This window comes from Stenotrophomonas sp. CASM101 (assembly GCF_049384845.1).
Classification (GTDB): domain Bacteria; phylum Pseudomonadota; class Gammaproteobacteria; order Xanthomonadales; family Xanthomonadaceae; genus Stenotrophomonas; species Stenotrophomonas hibiscicola.
Map to the genome: position 1 here is coordinate 109,403 of NZ_JBMRFR010000003.1, position 19,737 is coordinate 129,139.

Below are 19,737 nucleotides of genomic sequence, written 5' to 3' on the forward strand. Positions count from 1 at the left end.
AGGATGGGGGACGACCGCTCCGCGTCCATCGCGGGGGCGGACCTGCCGTTTGCCGGGACCCTCCATGCGCCACCTGTTCGCTTCGCTCGCCCTCATGCTTGCCACCACAACCGCTGCCCACGCTGAAAAGCTGACCCTGGAAGCCATCACCGGTCCGCTGCCGCTGTCCGGCCCGACCTTGATGAAGCCCAAGGTGGCACCGGACGGATCGCAGGTCAGCTTCCTGCGCGGCAAGGACAGCGACCGAAACCAGCTGGACCTGTGGACCTACGACATCGGTAGCGGCCAGACCCGGCTGCTTGTTGATTCCAAGGTGGTGCTGCCCGGCACCGAGACCCTCAGCGACGAGGAAAAGGCACGCCGCGAGCGCCAGCGCATCGCCGCGATGACCGGCATCGTTGATTACCAGTGGTCGCCGGACGCGCAGCGCCTGCTGTTCCCGCTGGGCGGCGAACTCTACCTGTACGACCTCAAGCAGCAGGGCCAGGCGGCCGTGCGCCAGCTGACCCACGGTGAAGGTTTCGCCACCGACGCCAAGCTGTCGCCCAAGGGCGGTTTCGTCAGCTTCATCCGCGGCCGCAACCTGTGGGTGATCGACCTGGCCAATGGCAAGCAGCTGCAGCTGACCCACGACGGCAGCACCACCATCGGCAACGGCGTGGCCGAGTTCGTCGCCGATGAGGAGATGGATCGCCACACCGGCTACTGGTGGGCGCCGGATGATTCGGCCATTGCCTTTGCCCGCATCGATGAATCGCCGGTGCCGGTACAGAAGCGCTACGAGGTCTATGCCGACCGCACCGACGTGATCGAGCAGCGTTACCCGGCCGCCGGCGACGCCAACGTGCGCGTGCAGCTGGGCGTGATCGCACCGGCCGCCGATGCGCAGCCGCGCTGGGTCGACCTCGGCAGGGAACAGGATATCTACCTGGCCCGCGTCGATTGGCGCGATCCGCAGCACCTGAGTTTCCAGCGCCAGTCGCGTGACCAGAAGCAGCTGGACCTGGTGGAAGTGGCGCTCGACTCCAACCGCCAGCGCGTGCTCGCCCACGAGACCAGCCCGACCTGGGTGCCGCTGCATAACAGCCTGCGCTTCCTGGAAGACGGCAGCGTGCTGTGGTCGTCCGAGCGTACCGGCTTCCAGCACCTGTACCGCATCGACAGCAAGGGCAAGACCACCGCGCTGACCCACGGCAACTGGCCGGTGGACGAACTGCTGGCGGTTGATGAGAAGGCCGGCAAGGCCTACTTCCGCGCCGGCATCGAAACCTCGCGCGAAAGCCAGATCTACGCGGTATCGCTGCAGGGCGGCGAGCCCCAGCGCCTGTCCAAGGCACCGGGCATGCACAGCGCCACGTTCGCCCGCAATGCCAGCGTCTATGTCGACAGCTGGTCCAACAGCACCACGCCGCCGCAGATCGAGCTGTTCCGCGCCAATGGCGAGAAGATCGCTACGCTGGTGGAGAACGACCTGGCCGATCCCAGGCACCCGTATGCGCGCTACCGCGACGCGCAGCGCCCGGTCGAGTTCGGCACGCTGACCGCCGCCGATGGCAAGACCCCACTGAACTACAGCCTGATCAAGCCGGCCGGGTTTGATCCGTCCAAGCGCTACCCGGTGGCGGTGTATGTCTATGGCGGCCCGGCCAGCCAGACCGTCACCGACAGCTGGCCCGGCCGCGGTGATCACCTGTTCAACCAGTACCTGGCCCAGCAGGGCTACGTGGTGTTCTCGCTGGACAACCGCGGCACCCCGCGCCGTGGCCGCGACTTCGGTGGTGCGCTGTACGGGAAGCAGGGCACGGTGGAAGTGACCGACCAGCTGCGCGGCGTGGCCTGGCTCAAGCAGCAGCCGTGGGTGGACCCGGCGCGCATTGGCGTGCAGGGCTGGTCCAACGGCGGTTACATGACCCTGATGCTGCTGGCCAAGGCCTCGAACCAGTACGCCTGCGGCGTGGCCGGTGCGCCGGTGACCGACTGGGGCCTGTACGACAGCCACTACACCGAACGCTACATGGATCTGCCGGCACGCAATGAAGCCGGTTATCGCGAAGCGCGCGTGCTGACCCATATCGACGGCCTGCGCTCGCCGCTGCTGCTGATCCACGGCATGGCCGACGACAACGTGCTGTTCACCAATTCGACCAGCCTGATGAGCGCGCTGCAGAAGCGTGCACAGCCGTTCGAGCTGATGACCTACCCGGGTGCCAAGCATGGCCTGTCGGGCGCCGATGCCCTGCATCGCTACCGCGTGGCCGAAGCCTTCCTGGGACGCTGCCTGAAACCCTGATCCGCAACCGGGAAGGAGCCCGCCGATGACCCTGCCACCGCCGATTCCCGCCCATCGCCAGACGTCCACCGGATGGTGGCGCCGCCACTGGCGCTGGGCGATGCCGCTGACGGTGGTGCTGGTGCTGGGTGGCGCCGGTGGCGTGGTGACCTGGAGCCTGTTGCGCTGGAGCGAGGCGGCACGCGAAAGTCCACCGATGCGCGAAGCGTTGCGCCGCGCGGGCTGCAGCATCGAACTGGTGGAAGCCTTCGGCGAGCCGCTGCATATCGAATCGATGCCGCTGGGCAGCATGCAGACCGCCATCAACGGCCAGCGCGACGTTGGCCTGACCGTTGCGCTGGAAGGGCCGCAGGCACGCGGGCGGTTGTTCGTGCAGGGCATCCGTCGTGACGATGTCTGGGACTACCCGGTGATGTACGTGCTGGCCGAAGACAAGCAGACCTTCGACCTGACGGCGCTGGATGATGATGAGGCTGCGCAGGAGTGCGAGCTGCAGGCCTGCCGTGATCGCGGCGAATGCCCGCTGACCGCCGCGTTGTGACCTCCCCGGGTAGGCGACTGCGGGACGTCGACCGGGTAGAGTCGACTGTCAGTCGACTGCTCTTCGGTCAGATAGCGAAACCCCCGCGCTGCGCGCGATAGTCGACTGACAGTCGACTCTACGCCGGCAGGCTTCCGCGGAGCCCCGGCTGCACAACCAGCCGCCATGACTTCCCGCCGATTGTCGCCATCGCCGTGAGCGCGTAGGGTGCGGGCAACCCCGTCCTGGAGTGCACCATGAAGCCGATTGCGTTCGCCGTTGCCCTGGCCCTGACTGCCGCACCGCTGCTGTCTGCGCCACCGGCGCTGGCCGCACCCGCCGCCAAGGCCGCTACCCCGGCCAGCCCGGCCTGGGTTGCCCGCAGCAATGCACTGGCGCAGATCCTGCTTGATGCACAAGGCCCGTTCCAGCCGGAGGAAACCGGCTTCTTCGGCGTTCCCGGCTACGACGACAAGGTCGCAGACCTTGGCCCGGACAACGGCAAGCGCTATCGCGCCGCGATGGCCAAAGCCCGCGATGAACTCAAGGCAAAGCTGGCCACCGAGAAGGATCCCAACGTCCGCCAGGACCTGGAGATCATGATCCACGCCGCCAGCCAGAACATCGAAGGCAGCGAGCTCAACGAGAAATACCTGCTGCCGTGGAGTGATGCGCCGCAGACCGTGTTCAGCGGCCTCAACCTGCTGCTGTCCGACCAGGTGCCGGCCGAGCGCCGGGCCAAGGCGATCGACCGCCTCAAGGCCTATGCCGGCCTGCAGCCGGGCGGCACCGCCTTCACCACGCTGGCCCGCCAGCGCTACGAAGAGCGCCTGAAGGACAGCAGCCTGCTGCAGCCGACCAGGATCGAAGTGCAGCAGTCGCTGGACAACGTCGAGACCTACATCACCGGTATCGAGTCGCTGCTGAAGAAGTACCAGATCGCCGGCACCGATGAAGCAATGAAGGCCCTGGCCGGGCAGATGAAGGACTACGCCGCCTGGACCCGCAAGGAAGTGCTGCCGAAGGCACGCACCGATGCGCGCCTGCCGGCGCCGCTGTACGCCTACCAGCTCAAGCAGGTCGGCATCGACATCGACCCGAAGCTGCTGATGCAGCGCGCGCAGCTGGAGTTCATGGAAACCCGCTCGGCGATGCAGCAGCTGGCGCCGCTGGTGGTGAAGGACAAGGACCTGAAGGTGGCCGACCTGAGCGACCCGGTGGCGGTGATCCGCGCGCTGAAGGCCGACAAGATCGCCGACGACCATCTGGAAGGCCACTACCGCAAGGTGATCGACGCGATCGATCCGCTGATCCGCGAGCATGCCATCGTCGACGTGCCCCAGCGCGCCATGCAGATGCGCCTGGGTTCGGCCGCCGAGAGCGCGGCCAGTCCCGCGCCGCATTTCCTGCCGGCGCCGCTGGTCAACAACACCGGGCAGCAGGGCACCTTCGTGCTGCCGCTGGGCAACCCGGCAGCGGGCCCGGGCGCGCAGTACGACGACTTCAACTTCGGTGCGGCAGCATGGACGCTGAGCGCGCATGAAGGCCGCCCCGGCCACGAGCTCCAGTTCACCGCGATGGTCGAGCGTGGCGTGTCGTTGGCACGCACCATGTTCGCGTTCAATTCGGTGAACGTGGAAGGCTGGGCACTGTATGCCGAGGCCGAGATGGTGCCCTACGAACCGCTGGACGGTCAGATGATCGCCCTGCAGTTCCGCCTGCTGCGCGCCGCGCGCGCGATGCTGGACCCGATGCTCAACCTGGGCCTGACCGACCGCGCCAACGGCGAGCGCGTGCTGATGGAGCAGGTCGGCCTGTCCAAGGCAATGGCCACCCAGGAACTGGATCGCTACATGGTGCGCATGCCGGGCCAGGCCGGCAGCTACTTCTACGGCTACACCCGCATCCTGGAACTGCGCATGCAGACCGAGCTGGCACTGGGTGCGAAGTTCGACCGCCTTGCGTTCAACAACTTCCTGCTCGACCAGGGCCTGCTGCCGCCGGACCAGCTGGCTGATGCGGTGAACAAGACGTTCGTGCCGAAGTACAAGCGCTGAGCATTACGGGTAGTGCCGGCCGCTGGCCGGCATTGTCCCTGGCGCAGGAAGGACTCCTGAGGTTGCCGGCCAGCGGCCGGCACTACCCGCGGTGACGCTGCCGCCTCACCGCTGCGGGGTAATCACCTGTGTCGGCAATCGCGCCGGCGGTGCCGGATTCGGCACCCAGATCGCGACGCCGGCGGCGCGCTTCTGCGTGGTCGGAATACCGATGCCGACGCCGCCACCCACATGCGAGCCGAACGTGCCGGCGCCCACCGACATGCCCACCGGCGAGCCACTGCTGCCCACGCCCATCAGCACCACGCCATTGGCGCCCAGCGCGGCGGCCTCACGCTTCAGGCGTGCCACAGCTGCATCGGTCTGGCCCTGTGTGCCGAAGCCGACGGCGGACGCCGATTCCAGCTGGGCGATTTCCTGGGAACCGGCCGGAGGCGTCGAATAGATCTGCACCAGTGCCGGATCGATGGGTGCGCGGGCGCGGCCCAGCATCACCTTGGAGGTGCTGGCACAGCCGGCGGCGACCAGCAGGATGGCCGCCAACGCGGCCCAACGGATGTTCATGGCACGACCCCTGTAGGACTGGTTGCGATCATCGGCGGGCCACTCTGAATCGGCGCCAACACCCGGGCCAGGGCACGCACGGCAGCACGCTAGCACGCCGGGGGTGACAGCCCCGCCAACGGCAGTAGGCGACGGCAGCGGGAACGTCTATGGTTGGGGCAGGAACCAACTGCGGGAGAGTGGCATGGGCGTGATCAGTCTGTTGTGGGGCGTACTGGCGCTGTTGTGGATGATCCTGGCGCTGATTCCACTGCTCGGCTGGGGCAACTGGTTCCTTATCCCGTTCGCTGCGGTGGGCGCGGTCATCGCCGCGCTGGGCATCCTGTTCACCCACCCGAGCAAGCGTGGCCGGGCCTGGGCCGGCCTGGTCCTGAACGGCATCGTGGTGGTGGTGGGCATCCTCCGCCTCGGCCTGGGTGGTGGCGTCATCTGAGCCTGCGCCCGGGTGCGACAGGGCGTCGCAGGCGCACGGCCGATGGCCGGGCGGGGGCGTACAATGAATGGCTGCGCGAGCCCCCCGCGTGCCTGTGAATCCGCGCCCGGCGCGGCTGCCCCATGATCATCCGACCCCGTCCCCACGGCTGGCAACTGCTGTACATCCTGCGCGGTTCGATCGTCAAAGCGATCGCGCCCAAGGTGCTGGCCATCCTGATCCTGTCCATCGCCGTGGCTGCGGTGGTGGAACTGGCGCCGCCGACCGGCATCGAACGCGTGTCGGTCACGCCGTTCACGCTGCTCGGCTTGGTGCTGTCGATCTTCCTCAGCTTCCGCAACAGCGCCTGCTACGAGCGCTGGTGGGAAGGCCGCAAGCTGTGGGGCCAGCTGGTCTACGAATCGCGTTCGCTGGCCCGCCAGGTGAACCTGCTGCTGGCCGATGACACCGGCCGCCGTCGCCGCATCGCCTACGTCACCACCGCGTTCGCCCACGCCCTGGCCGGGCGCCTGCGTGGGCGCATCGTGGCGCTGATGGCCCTGCCGTGGCTGGACAAACGCCAGCGCGAACAGCTGGGCCAGCGCGAGAACGTGCCCGACGCGCTGCTGGCGATGATCGCCGCCGAACTGGCCCAGGCGCTGCGCAGCGGTGAGCTCGATCCGATCCTCTACACCCAGCTGGAAGAGCGCCTGCACGCGATGTCGTCGATCCAGGCCGGCTGCGAGCGCATCCTCACCACGCCGCTGCCGTTCGCCTACACCCTGCTGCTGCACCGCTGCGCGTGGATGTTCTGCGTGCTGCTGCCGTTCGGCCTGGCCAGTTCGCTGGGCTGGGGCACGCCGGTGCTGTCGGCGGTGCTGGCTTATGCCTTCTTCGGCCTGGACCAGCTGGGCGAAGAAATGGAAGACCCCTTCGGCCTTGAGCCGAACGATCTGCCGCTGGACGCGCTGGTGCGCACGATCGAGATCGACCAGCTCGATGCGCTCGGCGAACGCCCGTTGCCCGAACCCCTGCTGCCGCAGGGCTACCTGTTGCAATAGCCACTCCTCGGAGCCTGCCATGTCCCACCCGCTGTACCGCCCGCGCCGCATGCGCCACGACGAGTTCTCGCGCCGCCTGATGCGCGAGAACACGCTGACCACCGACGACCTGATCTACCCGGTGTTCGTGCACGAACTGGCCGGCCGCACCGCAGTGCCGTCGATGCCGGGCGTGGAGCGGCTGTCGATCGAAGAACTGCTGAAGGTTGCCGAAGAGGCGCTGGAGCTGGGCATCCCGGTGATCGACCTGTTCCCGGTGATCGACCCGTCGCTGAAGTCGCTGGACGCATCGGCCGCCTGGGCCGAGGACGGCCTGGCCCAGCGTGCGATCCGCGCGCTGAAGTCGCGCTTCCCGGAGCTGGGCGTGATGACCGACGTGGCGCTGGACCCGTACACCACCCACGGCCAGGACGGCATCATCGATGACAAGGGCTACGTGCTGAACGACATCACCGTGGAAGCGCTGGTCAAGCAGTCGGTGTCGCACGCCGAAGCCGGGGTCGACATCGTCTCGCCGTCGGACATGATGGACGGCCGCATCGGCGCGATCCGCCGTGCGCTGGATGCCGACAACCACATCAACGTGCGCATCATGGCCTACTCGGCCAAGTACGCCTCGGCGTTCTACGGCCCGTTCCGTGATGCGGTGGGTAGCGCGGCCAGCCTCGGCAAGGCCGACAAGAAGACCTACCAGATGGACCCGGCCAACGGCGACGAGGCCCTGCGCGAGATCGCGCTGGACCTGGAAGAGGGCGCCGACATGGTGATGGTCAAGCCGGGCATGCCGTACCTGGACCTGGTGCGCCGGGTGAAGGAGACATTCGGTGTGCCGACCTTCGCCTATCAGGTGAGTGGCGAGTACGCGATGATGAAGGCCGCCTTCGCCAACGGCTGGCTGGACGAACGCGCCTGCGTGCTGGAGTCGCTGCTGGGCTTCAAGCGGGCCGGCGCCGACGGCGTACTGACCTATTTCGCGCCGCAGGTGGCGCGATGGCTGCGCGAGCGCTGACAATAGCGACACGATAGACGGAGGACTGCGATGGCACCCGAACTGGGATGGATGCAATGGCTGATCTGGGGCACCGGAACACTGGTGTTCGGCGCCATCATCGTCGGTGTCTTCATCGCCGCCTGGCGGGCCGGCAAGCGCCCGCCGGAGCAGCTCTCCGCTGCCCGCCACGTGGCCCGAGAGCAGGCGCTGCCGGACAGCGTGCAGGCCGAGCTGGCCGCGTTGAACCAGCGCAAGGACAACGGCCAGCTGAGTGAGCTGGAGTACGAGCAGCAGCGCGCCAAGGTGTTGTCTCGCTGACGGGGCGTTTCATCCACGCATGGCGTGGATCTACTGGTAGTCGCCAACCTTGGTTGGCGCTTTCACGTATGCCAACCAAGGTTGGCATCTACCAAACGGCTATCCACGCATGGCGTGGATCTACCGCGCGCACCCGGCCACCGCCGCCATCTTCGGCACCGCCAAGCGGTACACGTCCACGCCACCGGCGCGCGGCGCCTTCGCCGCGCTGCTGGCGACCAGCATCTCGCCTGGCTTGGCGTTGTCGATCACCGGCGCGCCGGTCCAGCCGCCGGTCTGGTTGAACGACAGTCCCAACGGCTGCAGGGCCGCGCCACTCCACGCGCAGCCGCTGCTCCACACCTGTGCGGTCGTGCCGCTGCCGCGGCTGAACACCACCGCGCCGTCGTTGCCCAGCCAGTCGCCGTCGGTCTCGTCGTCGCCGCTGTTCAAGGCGGTCAGTGCGGTTGCCGGGCCACGCACGCCCTGCGCGTCCAGCGTCGCCACGAGCAGGTCCCAGCCGGCACCACGCCCCTGCTGGCGGGCGAACAACAGCCGCTTGCCATCCACGCTCAGGGCTGGTCCGCGCTCTTCGCGGCGGTCACCGTCGCCCGCCAAAGGCTGCGCCTTGCCCAGCTGGCCATCGGCGGAGAGTGCGGCGCGGTACAGCGCCAGCCTGCCCTCGCGGCCGGCCGCGAACAGCAGCCAGCGGCCGTCACGGCTGAAGTAGGGATCACGGACCTCACCGGCCACGCCTACCGGCAGGGCCTGCGCCTGCTGCCAGCGGCCGCCGACCACGCGCGCCTCCCACAGGCCCCAGCCAGCCTCACCGCGGCGGGCAAAGACGATGCGCTGGCCATCGGGACTGATCGTGGCGCGGCCCTCGTCGGCACGGGTGGAGACCACGCCCATGCCTTCGATGCCGTACTCGTTCAACGCCATCGCCACGGGGGCAGAGAGTAGACTGGCGGCAAGCACCAGCAGGGGCGGGGTGATGCGCATCATCCGGGTCCATGCACGAAAGAGCATCAGTCTAGCCAGCTTGAGGATTCCATGACCGACCGTTACGCCGTCTTCGGACACCCCGTTGCCCACTCGAAGTCGCCGCAGATCCACGCGACGTTCGGTCGCCAGGAAGGCATCAGCATCGACTACCGTGCAATCGACCTGGCCCCTGATGCGTTCCTGGCCGGCCTGGAAGCCTTCGCCGCCGAAGGCGGTGTCGGTGCAAACGTCACCTCGCCGCACAAGGAAGCCGCGTTCTCGGTGTGCACCACCCTGACCGCGCGCGCGCGCCGCGCCGGCTCGGTCAACACGCTGCTGCGCAAGGGCGACCGCTGGCACGGCGATACCACCGATGGCATCGGCCTGGTGCGTGACCTGACCGACCGCCATGGCCTGGACCTGCGTGGCCGCCGCGTGCTGCTGATCGGCGCCGGCGGTTCCGCGCGCAGCGTCGCGCCGGCGCTGCTCGATGCCGGCATCACCGAGCTGGTGGTGGTCAACCGCACACCGGAACGCGCCGATGAACTGATCGACGCGATGGGCGAACCGGGCCGCGCGATCAGCCGCTACTGGGAAGACCTGCGTGACCTGGGTGACTTCGAGCTGATCGTCAATGCCACCTCGGCCGGCCGCGACCGCGACGTCGAGTTCAAGCTGCCGCTGTCGCTGGTCAACTCGATGACCACCGCCGTCGACCTCAACTACGGCGAGGCTGCCATCGCCTTCCTGGCCTGGGCACGCGCGTCCAACTGTCGCAATACCGTGGATGGGCTGGGCATGCTGGTCGAACAGGCCGCCGAGAGCTTCCTGCAGTGGCATGGCGTGCGCCCGCAGACCGATGAGGTCTACCAGTCGCTGCGCCAGGGCTCGGCCGTGCTGGCCGGCGAGGACTGATCGATGGACGGCACAACCCTGCTGGTGACCGTGCTGAGCATGGTGGGCGTGCGCCTGCCGGTGCTGATCGCGCTGTGCATCGGCCTGGTCTGGGTGGTCGGCGCGCCGCGCGATGCCACCCGCACCGGCGCCCTGGCCGGCCTGCTGCTGTTGCTGCTGTCCAGTCTCGGCGGCCTGGCAGCGGGCATCCTGCCGATGTGGCTGGTCAGCAGCGGCAACTTCGGCGCCGTGTCGGGCATCGGCACCATCCTCGGCGTGCTGCACTTCGCGCTGGCAATGGTTGAGGCCATCGGCGTGGTGCTGCTGGTGTGGGCGCTGGTGCGCCTGCTGCGGCTGCGTGGCAACGTGGTGCAGTGACCTCCCGGTGACGGCCCTGGTCTGTCCCCAGCAGCGTCCGGCGTGTTCATCCGGCCGCCGGGTGTCGTCGCTGGCTTGTTCAGGCAGGCAGCGGCGGCGGTCGTGGCCGGCCATGCGACAATGACCGGCCTGATCCAGCTACGGTAGTTCCCGGCGTGACCGAAACCGTCGCCGCTCCGCGCATGCTCGATGACGCCTTGAAGGACGCGATCCGCAAGGCGTACACCACGCTGCAGGCCAATACCCCCGGCTTCTCCACCCGCCGATCGCAGAGCCAGATGATCGGCGTGGTGTCGCGTGCGCTGTCGAAAAGTGGCGGCGTCGGCGTGGTCGAGGCGCCCACCGGCGTCGGCAAGAGCCTGGGCTACCTCACCGCAGGCGTGCCGATCGCGCTGGCCACCAGGAAGAAGCTGGTGATCAGCACCGGCACCGTGGCGCTGCAGTCGCAGCTGGTCGAGCGCGACATTCCCAACTTCCTCAAGGCCACCGGCCTGGAGGCGACCGTGGCGCTGGCCAAGGGCCGTACCCGCTACCTGTGCACGCGCAATGCCGCCGAGGCGCAGGGCGAGGGCTCGCAGGGCGGCATGTTCGAGGATGACGCGCCGCTGTTCGACCGGCCGCTGGCGCCGATCGAGATGGACATCGCCAAGCGCCTGACCGACGCCTTCACCGGCGGCAGCTGGGACGGCGATATCGACAATGCGCCGGAGACCATCAGCCCCGGCCTGCGCAGCCGCATCACCACGCCGGCTTCGGGCTGCGCCGGGCGCCGTTGTGCGTATTCGGCGCAGTGCGCGGTGCTGCGCTCGCGCAATACCGTGCGCGATGCGCAGATCGTGGTCACCAACCACGCGCTGCTGCTGTCGGCGCTGTCGATCGGTGACAGCGACAATGGCCAGCCACTGATCGCGCCGCCGTCGGACATGCTGCTGGTGCTGGACGAAGGCCATCACATCGGCAACGTGGCCATCGACCAGGGTGCGGCCAGCCTGGCGCTGGATGAAATGGCCAAGCGCACCGGCCGCCTGCAGATCCTGATTGCCGGTGCCTACCGCGCAGTCGACAAGGACCGGCTCGGCAACCTGCTGCCTAACGAAGCCATCGAGGTCGCCAGCAACGTGGCCAAGCAGCTGCGCGCGTTCCGTGACCACATCGAGCGGGTGTGGATGCCGGCGCCGGCCGACGAGGAACCAATGTGGCGCGCGGCCAACGGGCGCCTGCCCGAGGCCTGGCGTGAGCCGATCGAGGCGCTGGCCGACGATACCCGCAGTCTCTACAACTGGGCGCATGCCGCCACCGCGCAGGTGGCCAAGGGCAAGCCGGACGATGCCGCACGCGAGCGCCTGCAGCGCAATCTGGGCATGGCGCTGGAGATGATCGAGCAGCAGTACAACCTGTGGCAGGCGTGGCGCCGCGAGGACAAGGACGGCGCGCCGCCGATGGCGCGCTGGGTCACCGCCACCCGCGACGGCGACCTGGTGCTGCACGGCTCGCCGGTGTCGGCCGCGCACGTGCTGCGCAAGCTGCTGTGGGATGAAGTGGACTCGGTGGTGATGACCTCGGCGACGCTGACCGGCGGTGGCGATTTCCAGTCGCTGGCGATCGACAACGGCATTCCGGAAGAGGCCGAGATGGTCTCGCTGTCGTCGCCGTTCGACCTGCCCAACCAGGCCGAGCTGATCGTGCCGAAGTTTCCGGTCACCCCCGACGATCGCGAAGGCCATCCCCGCGAAGTGGCGCGCTACCTGGACACCGAGCTGGACTGGGCCAAGGGTTCGATGGTGCTGTTCACCTCGCGCTGGAAGATGGAGAAGGTGGTGGGGCTGATGTCGGCCGCGCGCCGCAAGCAGGTGCTGGTGCAGGGCGAGATGTCCAAGACCCGGCTGATCGACGAGCACCTGCGCCGCGTGGCCGCAGGCGAGGGTTCGGTGCTGTTCGGACTGAACTCGTTCGGTGAAGGCCTCGACCTGCCCGGCGAAGCCTGCACCACGGTAGTGATCACCCAGGTGCCGTTCGCGGTGCCGACCGACCCGCAGACCGCCACCCTCAGCGAGTGGTTCGAAGGGCGTGGGCTGAATGCCTTCAACCTGATCGCCATTCCGCACGCGCTGCGCACGCTGACCCAGTTCGCCGGCCGCCTGATCCGCACCTCCACCGACACCGGCCGCGTGATCATCCTCGATTCGCGGCTGCTGACCCGCCGCTACGGCAAGCGCATCATCGACGCGCTGCCGCCGTTCAAGCGCGTGATCGGCTGACCCGCGGGTTCTGCCAGCTGATGGTTTCCTGAGTTTCCGCGCAAATTGTGGGAGATGTTCAGAGGCTTTTGTCAATCGAATTGAACGTCATGTTCAACTTAAATAATCCATGGAAATTCGAGAGCATTGTGTACGTATTTATAATGCTCAGGATGAAGAGGAAAGCTGTCGCGGTCACCAGGGCGGCGTGGTTGAATTTGCTAATGAGAACTGATGCTACGGTTGATGTCGCGAAAACTAGAGTGGCGTAGCTCATTGCGTGAATATATGGTCTTAGAATCCTCCTCCTCTCCATCCATACAAGAAATTTTGTTTCCGACTTCCCGTAAAGTGTGCAGGTTGCAGTGATTGCAGCTGCCAGCATTACGATGAGAAACAATGTTGTAAAGTTTGAGGATAACTGAATTGTCAATTTCTGGATGGATTCCCAGCCGAGGGTGATTGCTCCAAAAGTTAGTGTTAGTAAGCTAAGGATAACTTCGACAGCGTAGGACCATGCAAGCGTAATTTTACGTTTCATTTGGTTGGTCCTTGGGGTGAATTTTGTCTATTTCTGCAATAATCGCAATTAATGTCGCCTTTGCCTCTTTTGTCTTTGCTGTTGCATGCATGCCGCGAACGAATTCTCGCAACATTGGAATTGATCCTCTTGCTGCATTTGACCCGGAAAGTACTTTGTCAAAAGAGCCATCGCGAATTCCTTCCATCTGAACTTCGCCGCTCTTATAGCCCTGCGCGGCCAGGACTGCGGTTGCAAACGGCCTGGATGTTTCTGACTTAGAAATCCCTCGGCTGTTCTTCATGTCTTGTGTGTATTCCCTGATGTCTCCATCGACGAGCTCTTCATATATCATCTTGGTATATCTTGTCAGCTCTGGGTTTGGAATTCTTAGTGTAACTTTAAGTCGGGTAAGTACATCGAAGGAGCGGAATAGACCCAATATGCCGTTCTCCTCCGGAACTGGCTCCAGTGACACTCCAGTCGATTTCCCAATAGAGATTGCAGCTCGCTGCAATATTTTCTCGATGAAGTCTTTCCACGCCGTTGGAGCGAGATCGCCGGTGTGCTCTACAGCGACGAGATGGCGACTGAGGTCGAAAAATATGCTCATCGTCGAAGCAAGTGGAGGGAACGAGGATGACGTTCCAGTGGCGATGCCATCATCCATGACAATCAGGCCGTCTTTACTAATAACGCTCCTGGCGAGTAAAACTGAACATAGGTGTCGCCTTCTTTCGGGAACTTGATATTCCGAGAAGTAGCGGATACTCCATTTGAACTCAGCACTCTTAGTTTCTTGCGTTACGTCATGCTCTGGTGCGCATGCAGCTTCTAGCAATTCCACGATGCCTTCGTCGGACCTTATTACCGCCGTGCGGCCGACCATGAAAAGATCATCCATGTCGACCAAGTTGAGTCTGTAAAGGTCAAAAGAAAATTTCCTTGCCAAAGGCGGCTCCTGCTTGCGGGGTTGTTTTTAGCGCGGGTTGGTTGCGTCATTGCACTCCGAAGTATCGTTAATCATTGCGCTGGGTCAAGGGTCCATGAAAGTCAAAATATTGACTGCTCATAAGGACGAAGTTTGATGCGACACAAGACCCTGTGCCTCCACAGTGGTGCACTCTAGCGTCGTGACGCAATTGGCCAGTTCCCGTTTCAACTTTTAGAGTGCGTATGTCGCCATTGAACCGAAAAGTGACCGCATACCGTGCTCTTCTATGTGCAATTGGCCGACGACTTAACACCTGCCGAAAGCATTGCGCCGCAAAGAATCTGCATCGTCCGCCACCTCTATCGGTGGCGCTGCTGTCTTCCTGCACGGAGCACTGCCATGAGCGCAACGAAGCTCCCTGGTTTGAACACGCAACACGATCCTGCCAACACCGATGACGAGGATGACCATGTACCCGATCCCAATAGCTTCATCGCCATGCTGCACCGCATTGGTGCCGGTGCAGGTGTCGACGGTCGGCCATGGCCCGAGCGCAATCTGTCGATCGGGCGCGGCATCGAACTAGCCGATGCGGACTGCGCGCTGGTCGGCTTGCGCACCGTGGCCGAGATGGCGCCGGCTGGCGAGCGTGCCCGTCAGAACGGCGCGTCGCGCGAGGGGCCGGGAGAGCGGTCGATGGAGGGGCTGCAGATGGCGGTCTTTGCATTGACCGTGATGGCGACTGAGCGGGTGCAGGGCCGCCGCTAGATGCGCGCTGTCGGAGTCAGAGCCCTTCCTGCGGAAGGGATCCGACCCCACGGCAATTCAATCGCCGAGCAGCGCGGTGTTGCGCACCGCGCCTTTGTCGGCGCTGGTGGCGAGCAGGGCGTAGGCCTTCAACGCGCTGGTGACCTTGCGCGGGCGCGGCGCACGCGGTTTCCAGCCGCGTGCATCAGCGTCGGCGCGGCGCTGGGCCAGCGTGGCCTCATCCAGCAGCAGATCGATGCGGCGGGCCGGGATGTCGATGCGGATGCGGTCGCCGTTCTCCACCAGACCGATGACACCGCCACTGGCCGCTTCCGGCGAGACGTGGCCGATCGACAGGCCCGAGGTGCCGCCGGAGAAGCGGCCGTCGGTGAGCAGCGCACACTGCTTGCCCAGTCCCTTCGATTTCAGGTAGCTGGTCGGGTACAGCATCTCCTGCATGCCCGGGCCACCCTTCGGCCCTTCGTAGCGGATCACCACCACCTCGCCGGGTTGCACTTCGTCCGCGAGGATGCCGGCCACGGCGGCGTCCTGGCTTTCATAGACACGCGCGGGGCCTTCGAACACATGGATCGATTCGTCCACGCCGGCGGTTTTCACCACGCAGCCATCGACAGCCAGGTTGCCGCGCAGCACCGCGAGGCCGCCCTCCAGCGAATACGCATGTTGCAGCGAACGGATGCAGCCCCCGGCGCGGTCCAGGTCCAGCGTCGGCCAGCGCGTGGCCTGGCTGAAGGCCTCCTGGGTGGGAATGCCGGCTGGGCCGGCCTTGAAGAAGGTGTGCAGGGTGTCGTTGTCACTGCGCACCACGTCCCAGCGTTCCAGTGCGTCGGCCAGGCTGGCGCTGTGCACGGTGGGCACCGTGGCATCGAGCAGGCCGGCGCGATCCAGCTCACCGAGGATGCCGAACACGCCGCCGGCGCGGTGCACGTCCTCGATGTGGTACTTCGGTGTGTTCGGCGCCACCTTGCACAGCTGCGGGACGCGTCGCGACAGCGCGTCGATGTGGGTCAGGTCGAAGTCAACCTCCGCTTCCTGCGCTGCGGCCAGCAGGTGCAGGATGGTGTTGGTGGAGCCGCCCATGGCGATGTCCAGGGTCATCGCGTTGGCGAACGCGGCCTGGGTGGCGATCCCGCGCGGCAGCGCGCTCGGGTCTTCGCCGCCGTACCAGCGATGGCAGAGCTCGACGATCAGCCGGCCAGCGCGGCGGAACAGCGCCTCGCGGTCGGCATGGGTGGCCAGCGTAGTGCCGTTGCCGGGCAGCGACAGGCCCAGCGCTTCGGTCAGGCAGTTCATCGAGTTGGCGGTGAACATGCCCGAGCAGGAGCCGCAGGTGGGACAGGCGCTGCGCTCGAACGCGGCCACCTTCTCGTCGGAGGCGCTGTCATCGGCGGCCACCACCATCGCGTCGACCAGGTCCAGCTTGTGCTCGGACAGCCTGGTCTTGCCCGCTTCCATCGGCCCGCCGGAGACGAACACCACCGGGATGTTCAGGCGCAGCGCGGCCATCAGCATGCCAGGGGTGATCTTGTCACAGTTGCTGATGCACACCAGCGCGTCGGCGCAGTGCGCGTTGACCATGTACTCCACGGCGTCGGCGATGATCTCGCGGCTGGGCAGCGAGTACAGCATGCCGTCGTGGCCCATCGCGATGCCGTCGTCCACGGCGATGGTGTTGAATTCCTTGGCGACACCGCCGACCTGTTCGATCTGATGCGCGACCAGCTGGCCAAGATCCTTCAGGTGCACGTGGCCGGGCACGAACTGGGTGAAGGAGTTGGCGATGGCGATGATCGGCTTGTGGAAGTCGCCGTCTTTCATGCCGGTGGCACGCCACAGGGCGCGGGCGCCGGCCATGTTGCGGCCGGCGGTGGAGGTGCGGGAACGGTACTCGGGCATGGCTGGCGGAACGGGCGGGCCGTACGACGTGGGGGGCAGCCGATCATGGCCAATTTTTTCGGTTGCTGCTGCAACCACCGGGGAGAGAGCAGCAGGGCTGCGCCCTGCACCCGGGGTAGTGCCGGCCGCTGGCCGGCAACCTCAACAGCAACAGCTGGGCTATCCGTGGGATGGCGGGGTGGGTCCGGCTGCGGGGGACGGCGCAAGTACGTCCATGTAGCCTCGGTCGCGCCATCCATGGCGCTCACGCCCCCGCAACCGGACCCACCCCGCCTTCGACAGTTTCCTGCGATCTGACGGGGTCGGATCCCGTTGCTGCGCGACGGGCTCTGACCCCCGATTCCTGATTGGAACGACGAAAATGAAATTCCGTTCATCTTTCCCACTTTGCCGATTCCGGTTGCTGGCCCGGATTTGGCATCATTGGGGCATTGATCCGTCGACAGGGCATGAGGCCATGAAACGTTCCCGCACCACCGCGCTGCTGCTGATGAGCGCTGCGCCGCTGCTGTTCACCGCCTGCCAGAAGGAGCCGGAGGTGAAGGTGCAGGAAGGCCTGTACACCTCGGTCGAGGCCTGCACCGAGGCCACCGGTGATCCGTCGTCGTGCCGCAATGCCTTTGCCGAAGCGCAGAAGCAGGCCGCCGATGCGGCGCCGAAGTACGCCAGCAAGGAAGCCTGCGAGAAGGATTACAAGCCGGAGCAGTGCGTGCAGCAGCACACCTCGGCCGGCACCTCGTTCATCGGCCCGATGATGATGGGCTTCTTCATGTCGCAGATGCTGAGCAACCGCGGCGGCCTCGCCCCGCAGGCGCCGGCGTCGGCACCGGCATACCAGGACAAGAACGCTGGCTGGGCGCGCCCGGCACCGGGCGGCACCGGTGGCCTGAACACCGCCAGCGGCATCGGCGCCGGCAAGGCCGGTCTGGCACCGGTCACCAGCGAACCGAACCGTGCGGTCACTGCCAGCCGTGGTGGCTTCGGCAACACCAGCGCACGCCGCAGCACCAGCGGCAGCTACGGCGGCTGATCGACCCATGCAGCGCATCCGGATTGCCGAGCGTGCCCAGTGGCGGGCACGCGCGGAGGAAGCGGGTTTCCGTTTCCATACCATCGATGGCCAGCCCTACTGGGATGAAAGCGCGTACTACGCGTTCACCCTGCGCCAGATCGAACAGGACATCGAAGACCCCAGCGCCGAGCTGCACCAGATGGCGCTGGACCTGGTGGGCGATGTCATCGCCAGTGAACGGTTGATGGACCAGCTGGCGATTCCGTCGCACTACCGCGACTGGATCGCCGACAGCTGGCGCCAGCGCCAGCCACACCTGTACGGGCGCCTGGACCTGGCCTACGACGGTACCGGCCCGGCCAAGCTGTACGAACTGAACTACGACACGCCGACCTCGCTGTTCGAGGCCAGCTTCTTCCAGTGGCAGTGGCTGGAAGACCAGCGCAACGCCGGTCGCCTGCCGCAGCACGCCGACCAGTTCAATGCGATCCACGAGGCGCTGGTCGAGCGTTTCGGCGAACTGGCTTCACAGCTGCCGCCGCCGCTGTATTTCAGCGCGGTGGGCAGTTCCGAAGAAGACCGTGGCACCGTCGATTACCTGCGCGACTGCGCTTCGCAGGCCGGCCTGCATGGCCAGGCCATCGCCGTCGAGGACATCGGTCTGTCCGAGGACGGCCGCTTCACCGCGCTGGATGATTCGGTGATCGGTACGCTGTTCAAGCTGTATCCGCTGGAAGACCTGATGGCCGAGGAATTCGGCCGCGCGCTGCCCGGCTCGGGCGTGCAGCTGCTGGAACCGGCCTGGAAGGCAGTATTGAGCAACAAGGGCATCCTGCCGCTGTTGTGGCAACGCAACGTGGGCCATCCGAATCTGCTGGAAGCGCACTTCGATGACGGCAGTGCACTGGCCTCGGGCTGGGTGCGCAAGCCGCTGTTCTCGCGCGAAGGCGCGAACATCGAGATGCACCTGGCCGATGGCAGCACCCAGCGCAGCGACGGTCCCTACGATGGCCCGGCGATCATCCAGCGCGCACATCCGCTGACCCGCTTCGAAGGCGGCTACCCGCTGATCGGCAGCTGGGTGATCGGTGACCACGCCTGCGGCATCGGCATCCGCGAGGACGACAGCGCGATCACCCGCGACAGTGCGCGGTTCGTGCCGCACGCGATCGTCGACGAGGCGCCGACGCGGATCTACGTCTGATGACGGTGCGGCGTTGGCCTGGCCGGCATGGACGTGCCACGCCCGCGCCGGGCCGGCATTTCGATGACGGGCGCAGCCTGCAGGCCTTCGCGGACCGCGTCGCGGTGCGTTGCCACCGCTGCGATGCCCCCGGTTGGGTGATCGCCCGCTGGGAACCCTATCGATGGACCGCGCGTTTCCGCTGCACCGGCTGCAGTTCTGCGTTGGATAGTGGTGACTGGGTCGGTGCGGTCTACATGCTGGGCCGCCAACCTTGTGGATTCTGTGGGTATCAGTGGCTGCATGTGCGTCGCCGGGCTCCCGCGGGAGTGCCTGCACCGGCGTGCTTCGCTGCTCAATGTGCGCAATGTGATCGCAGTACCGATGTTTCGGTCGCGGTGCGTCCGTTGCGTGACGCCGAGCCTGCCGATCCGCACTTCGGATTGCCGCTGCGCCTGGTCGAACCGACCCGCGCGGGCCTGCTCTGGGCCTATAACGCTGAACATCTGCAGGCACTGCACGAATACGCGGGCGCGACGTTGCGCGAAAGCCGCGGCCATCACCGATCCATGTTCTCGCGCCTGCCGCAGTGGATGAAGCTGGCCCGCAACCGGGCGCTGCTGCAGCGTGCGGTGGAGCGGTTGCAGCGGCGCTTGCTGCAGGGGTAGGTAGTGCCGGCCGCTGGCCGACAGCCGAGCAAGGGCTCGGCGCTACAGACAACCCGATTCGTGTAGAGCCG

19 protein-coding genes are annotated in these 19,737 nt (G+C 66.1%); 14 read left to right on the plus strand and 5 right to left on the minus strand.

The genetic code is table 11. The features are described 5' to 3' along the window. The first annotated feature begins 64 nt into the window (after nt 1–64). From VG543_RS06780 to VG543_RS06790, 3 genes are all read left to right on the plus strand, one after another. Nucleotides 65–2,290, plus strand: coding sequence for a S9 family peptidase (locus VG543_RS06780; RefSeq protein WP_111103938.1), 2,226 nt, complete (start codon nt 65–67; stop codon nt 2,288–2,290). A 25-nt stretch (nt 2,291–2,315) separates the two neighbouring features. After that, nucleotides 2,316–2,831 carry a cytochrome c oxidase assembly factor Coa1 family protein gene (locus VG543_RS06785; RefSeq protein WP_019661666.1) on the plus strand — a complete coding sequence of 172 codons (516 nt, stop codon included), beginning with the start codon at nt 2,316–2,318 and terminating at the stop codon, nt 2,829–2,831. A gap of 236 nt (nt 2,832–3,067) precedes the next feature. Beyond that, the gene (locus VG543_RS06790; protein WP_423178341.1) at nt 3,068–4,867 is read left to right on the plus strand and encodes a DUF885 domain-containing protein; all 1,800 of its coding nucleotides are present in this window, start codon (nt 3,068–3,070) and stop codon (nt 4,865–4,867) included. 105 nt (nt 4,868–4,972) lie between these two features. On the opposite strand, the gene VG543_RS06795 is transcribed toward VG543_RS06790, so the two are convergent. After that, nucleotides 4,973–5,431, minus strand: a complete 459-nt coding sequence (locus VG543_RS06795; RefSeq protein ID WP_010482223.1) for a hypothetical protein — start codon at nt 5,429–5,431, stop codon at nt 4,973–4,975. Between the two features lie 184 nt (nt 5,432–5,615). Between VG543_RS06795 and VG543_RS06800 the strand changes: the two genes are divergently transcribed. From VG543_RS06800 to VG543_RS06815, 4 genes are all read left to right on the plus strand, one after another. After that, complete coding sequence (locus tag VG543_RS06800) at nt 5,616–5,864, plus strand: hypothetical protein (protein ID WP_006475755.1); 249 nt, start codon at nt 5,616–5,618, stop codon at nt 5,862–5,864. Nucleotides 5,865–5,986: 122 nt separating this feature from the next. Next, complete coding sequence (locus VG543_RS06805) at nt 5,987–6,904, plus strand: bestrophin family protein (protein WP_019661664.1); 918 nt, start codon at nt 5,987–5,989, stop codon at nt 6,902–6,904. Nucleotides 6,905–6,923: 19 nt separating this feature from the next. Then, the gene (hemB, locus tag VG543_RS06810; RefSeq protein WP_006400669.1) at nt 6,924–7,913 is read left to right on the plus strand and encodes a porphobilinogen synthase; all 990 of its coding nucleotides are present in this window, start codon (nt 6,924–6,926) and stop codon (nt 7,911–7,913) included. 30 nt (nt 7,914–7,943) lie between these two features. Further along, the gene (locus VG543_RS06815) at nt 7,944–8,213 is read left to right on the plus strand and encodes a hypothetical protein (RefSeq protein WP_019661663.1); all 270 of its coding nucleotides are present in this window, start codon (nt 7,944–7,946) and stop codon (nt 8,211–8,213) included. A 120-nt stretch (nt 8,214–8,333) separates the two neighbouring features. Here VG543_RS06815 and VG543_RS06820 read toward each other — a convergent pair whose 3' ends face one another. Continuing rightward, entirely contained in the window at nt 8,334–9,197 is an 864-nt protein-coding gene (locus tag VG543_RS06820) for a hypothetical protein (RefSeq protein WP_423178353.1), read from the minus strand. Nucleotides 9,198–9,245: 48 nt separating this feature from the next. Here VG543_RS06820 and aroE point away from each other — a divergent pair, with 48 nt between their 5' ends. From aroE to dinG, 3 genes are all read left to right on the plus strand, one after another. Continuing rightward, complete coding sequence (aroE, locus tag VG543_RS06825) at nt 9,246–10,091, plus strand: shikimate dehydrogenase (protein WP_019661661.1); 846 nt, start codon at nt 9,246–9,248, stop codon at nt 10,089–10,091. 3 nt (nt 10,092–10,094) lie between these two features. After that, a complete protein-coding gene (locus VG543_RS06830; RefSeq protein ID WP_134730918.1) occupies nt 10,095–10,448 on the plus strand; it encodes a hypothetical protein in 354 nt (117 codons plus the stop codon). A 182-nt stretch (nt 10,449–10,630) separates the two neighbouring features. Then, on the plus strand, nt 10,631–12,706 hold the full coding sequence (gene dinG, locus VG543_RS06835; protein WP_181451854.1) for an ATP-dependent DNA helicase DinG: 2,076 nt from the start codon (nt 10,631–10,633) through the stop codon (nt 12,704–12,706). 58 nt (nt 12,707–12,764) lie between these two features. On the opposite strand, the gene VG543_RS06840 is transcribed toward dinG, so the two are convergent. Continuing rightward, complete coding sequence (locus VG543_RS06840; protein ID WP_154349835.1) at nt 12,765–13,226, minus strand: hypothetical protein; 462 nt, start codon at nt 13,224–13,226, stop codon at nt 12,765–12,767. Next, on the minus strand, nt 13,216–14,109 hold the full coding sequence (locus tag VG543_RS06845) for a hypothetical protein (protein ID WP_154349834.1): 894 nt from the start codon (nt 14,107–14,109) through the stop codon (nt 13,216–13,218). The genes VG543_RS06840 and VG543_RS06845 overlap by 11 nt, the downstream gene beginning before the upstream one ends. 429 nt (nt 14,110–14,538) lie before the next feature. Between VG543_RS06845 and VG543_RS06850 the strand changes: the two genes are divergently transcribed. Then, nucleotides 14,539–14,907, plus strand: a complete 369-nt coding sequence (locus VG543_RS06850; protein ID WP_423178340.1) for a hypothetical protein — start codon at nt 14,539–14,541, stop codon at nt 14,905–14,907. 57 nt (nt 14,908–14,964) lie between these two features. On the opposite strand, the gene ilvD is transcribed toward VG543_RS06850, so the two are convergent. Continuing rightward, nucleotides 14,965–16,803 (minus strand): dihydroxy-acid dehydratase, encoded by a 1,839-nt coding sequence (gene ilvD, locus VG543_RS06855; protein ID WP_423178339.1) that lies wholly within the window; start codon nt 16,801–16,803, stop codon nt 14,965–14,967. A gap of 457 nt (nt 16,804–17,260) precedes the next feature. Here ilvD and VG543_RS06860 point away from each other — a divergent pair, with 457 nt between their 5' ends. From VG543_RS06860 to VG543_RS06870, 3 genes are read left to right on the plus strand one after another with little or no spacing between them, the layout of a single operon-like run. Continuing rightward, nucleotides 17,261–17,833: a DUF1190 domain-containing protein gene (locus tag VG543_RS06860; RefSeq protein ID WP_005420172.1), complete on the plus strand. Its 573-nt coding sequence runs from the start codon at nt 17,261–17,263 to the stop codon at nt 17,831–17,833. 7 nt (nt 17,834–17,840) lie between these two features. Beyond that, nucleotides 17,841–19,019: a glutathionylspermidine synthase family protein gene (locus VG543_RS06865; RefSeq protein ID WP_329846225.1), complete on the plus strand. Its 1,179-nt coding sequence runs from the start codon at nt 17,841–17,843 to the stop codon at nt 19,017–19,019. After that, nucleotides 19,019–19,666 carry a hypothetical protein gene (locus VG543_RS06870; RefSeq protein WP_423178338.1) on the plus strand — a complete coding sequence of 216 codons (648 nt, stop codon included), beginning with the start codon at nt 19,019–19,021 and terminating at the stop codon, nt 19,664–19,666. The genes VG543_RS06865 and VG543_RS06870 overlap by 1 nt, the downstream gene beginning before the upstream one ends. The last annotated feature ends 71 nt before the right edge of the window (nt 19,667–19,737 follow it).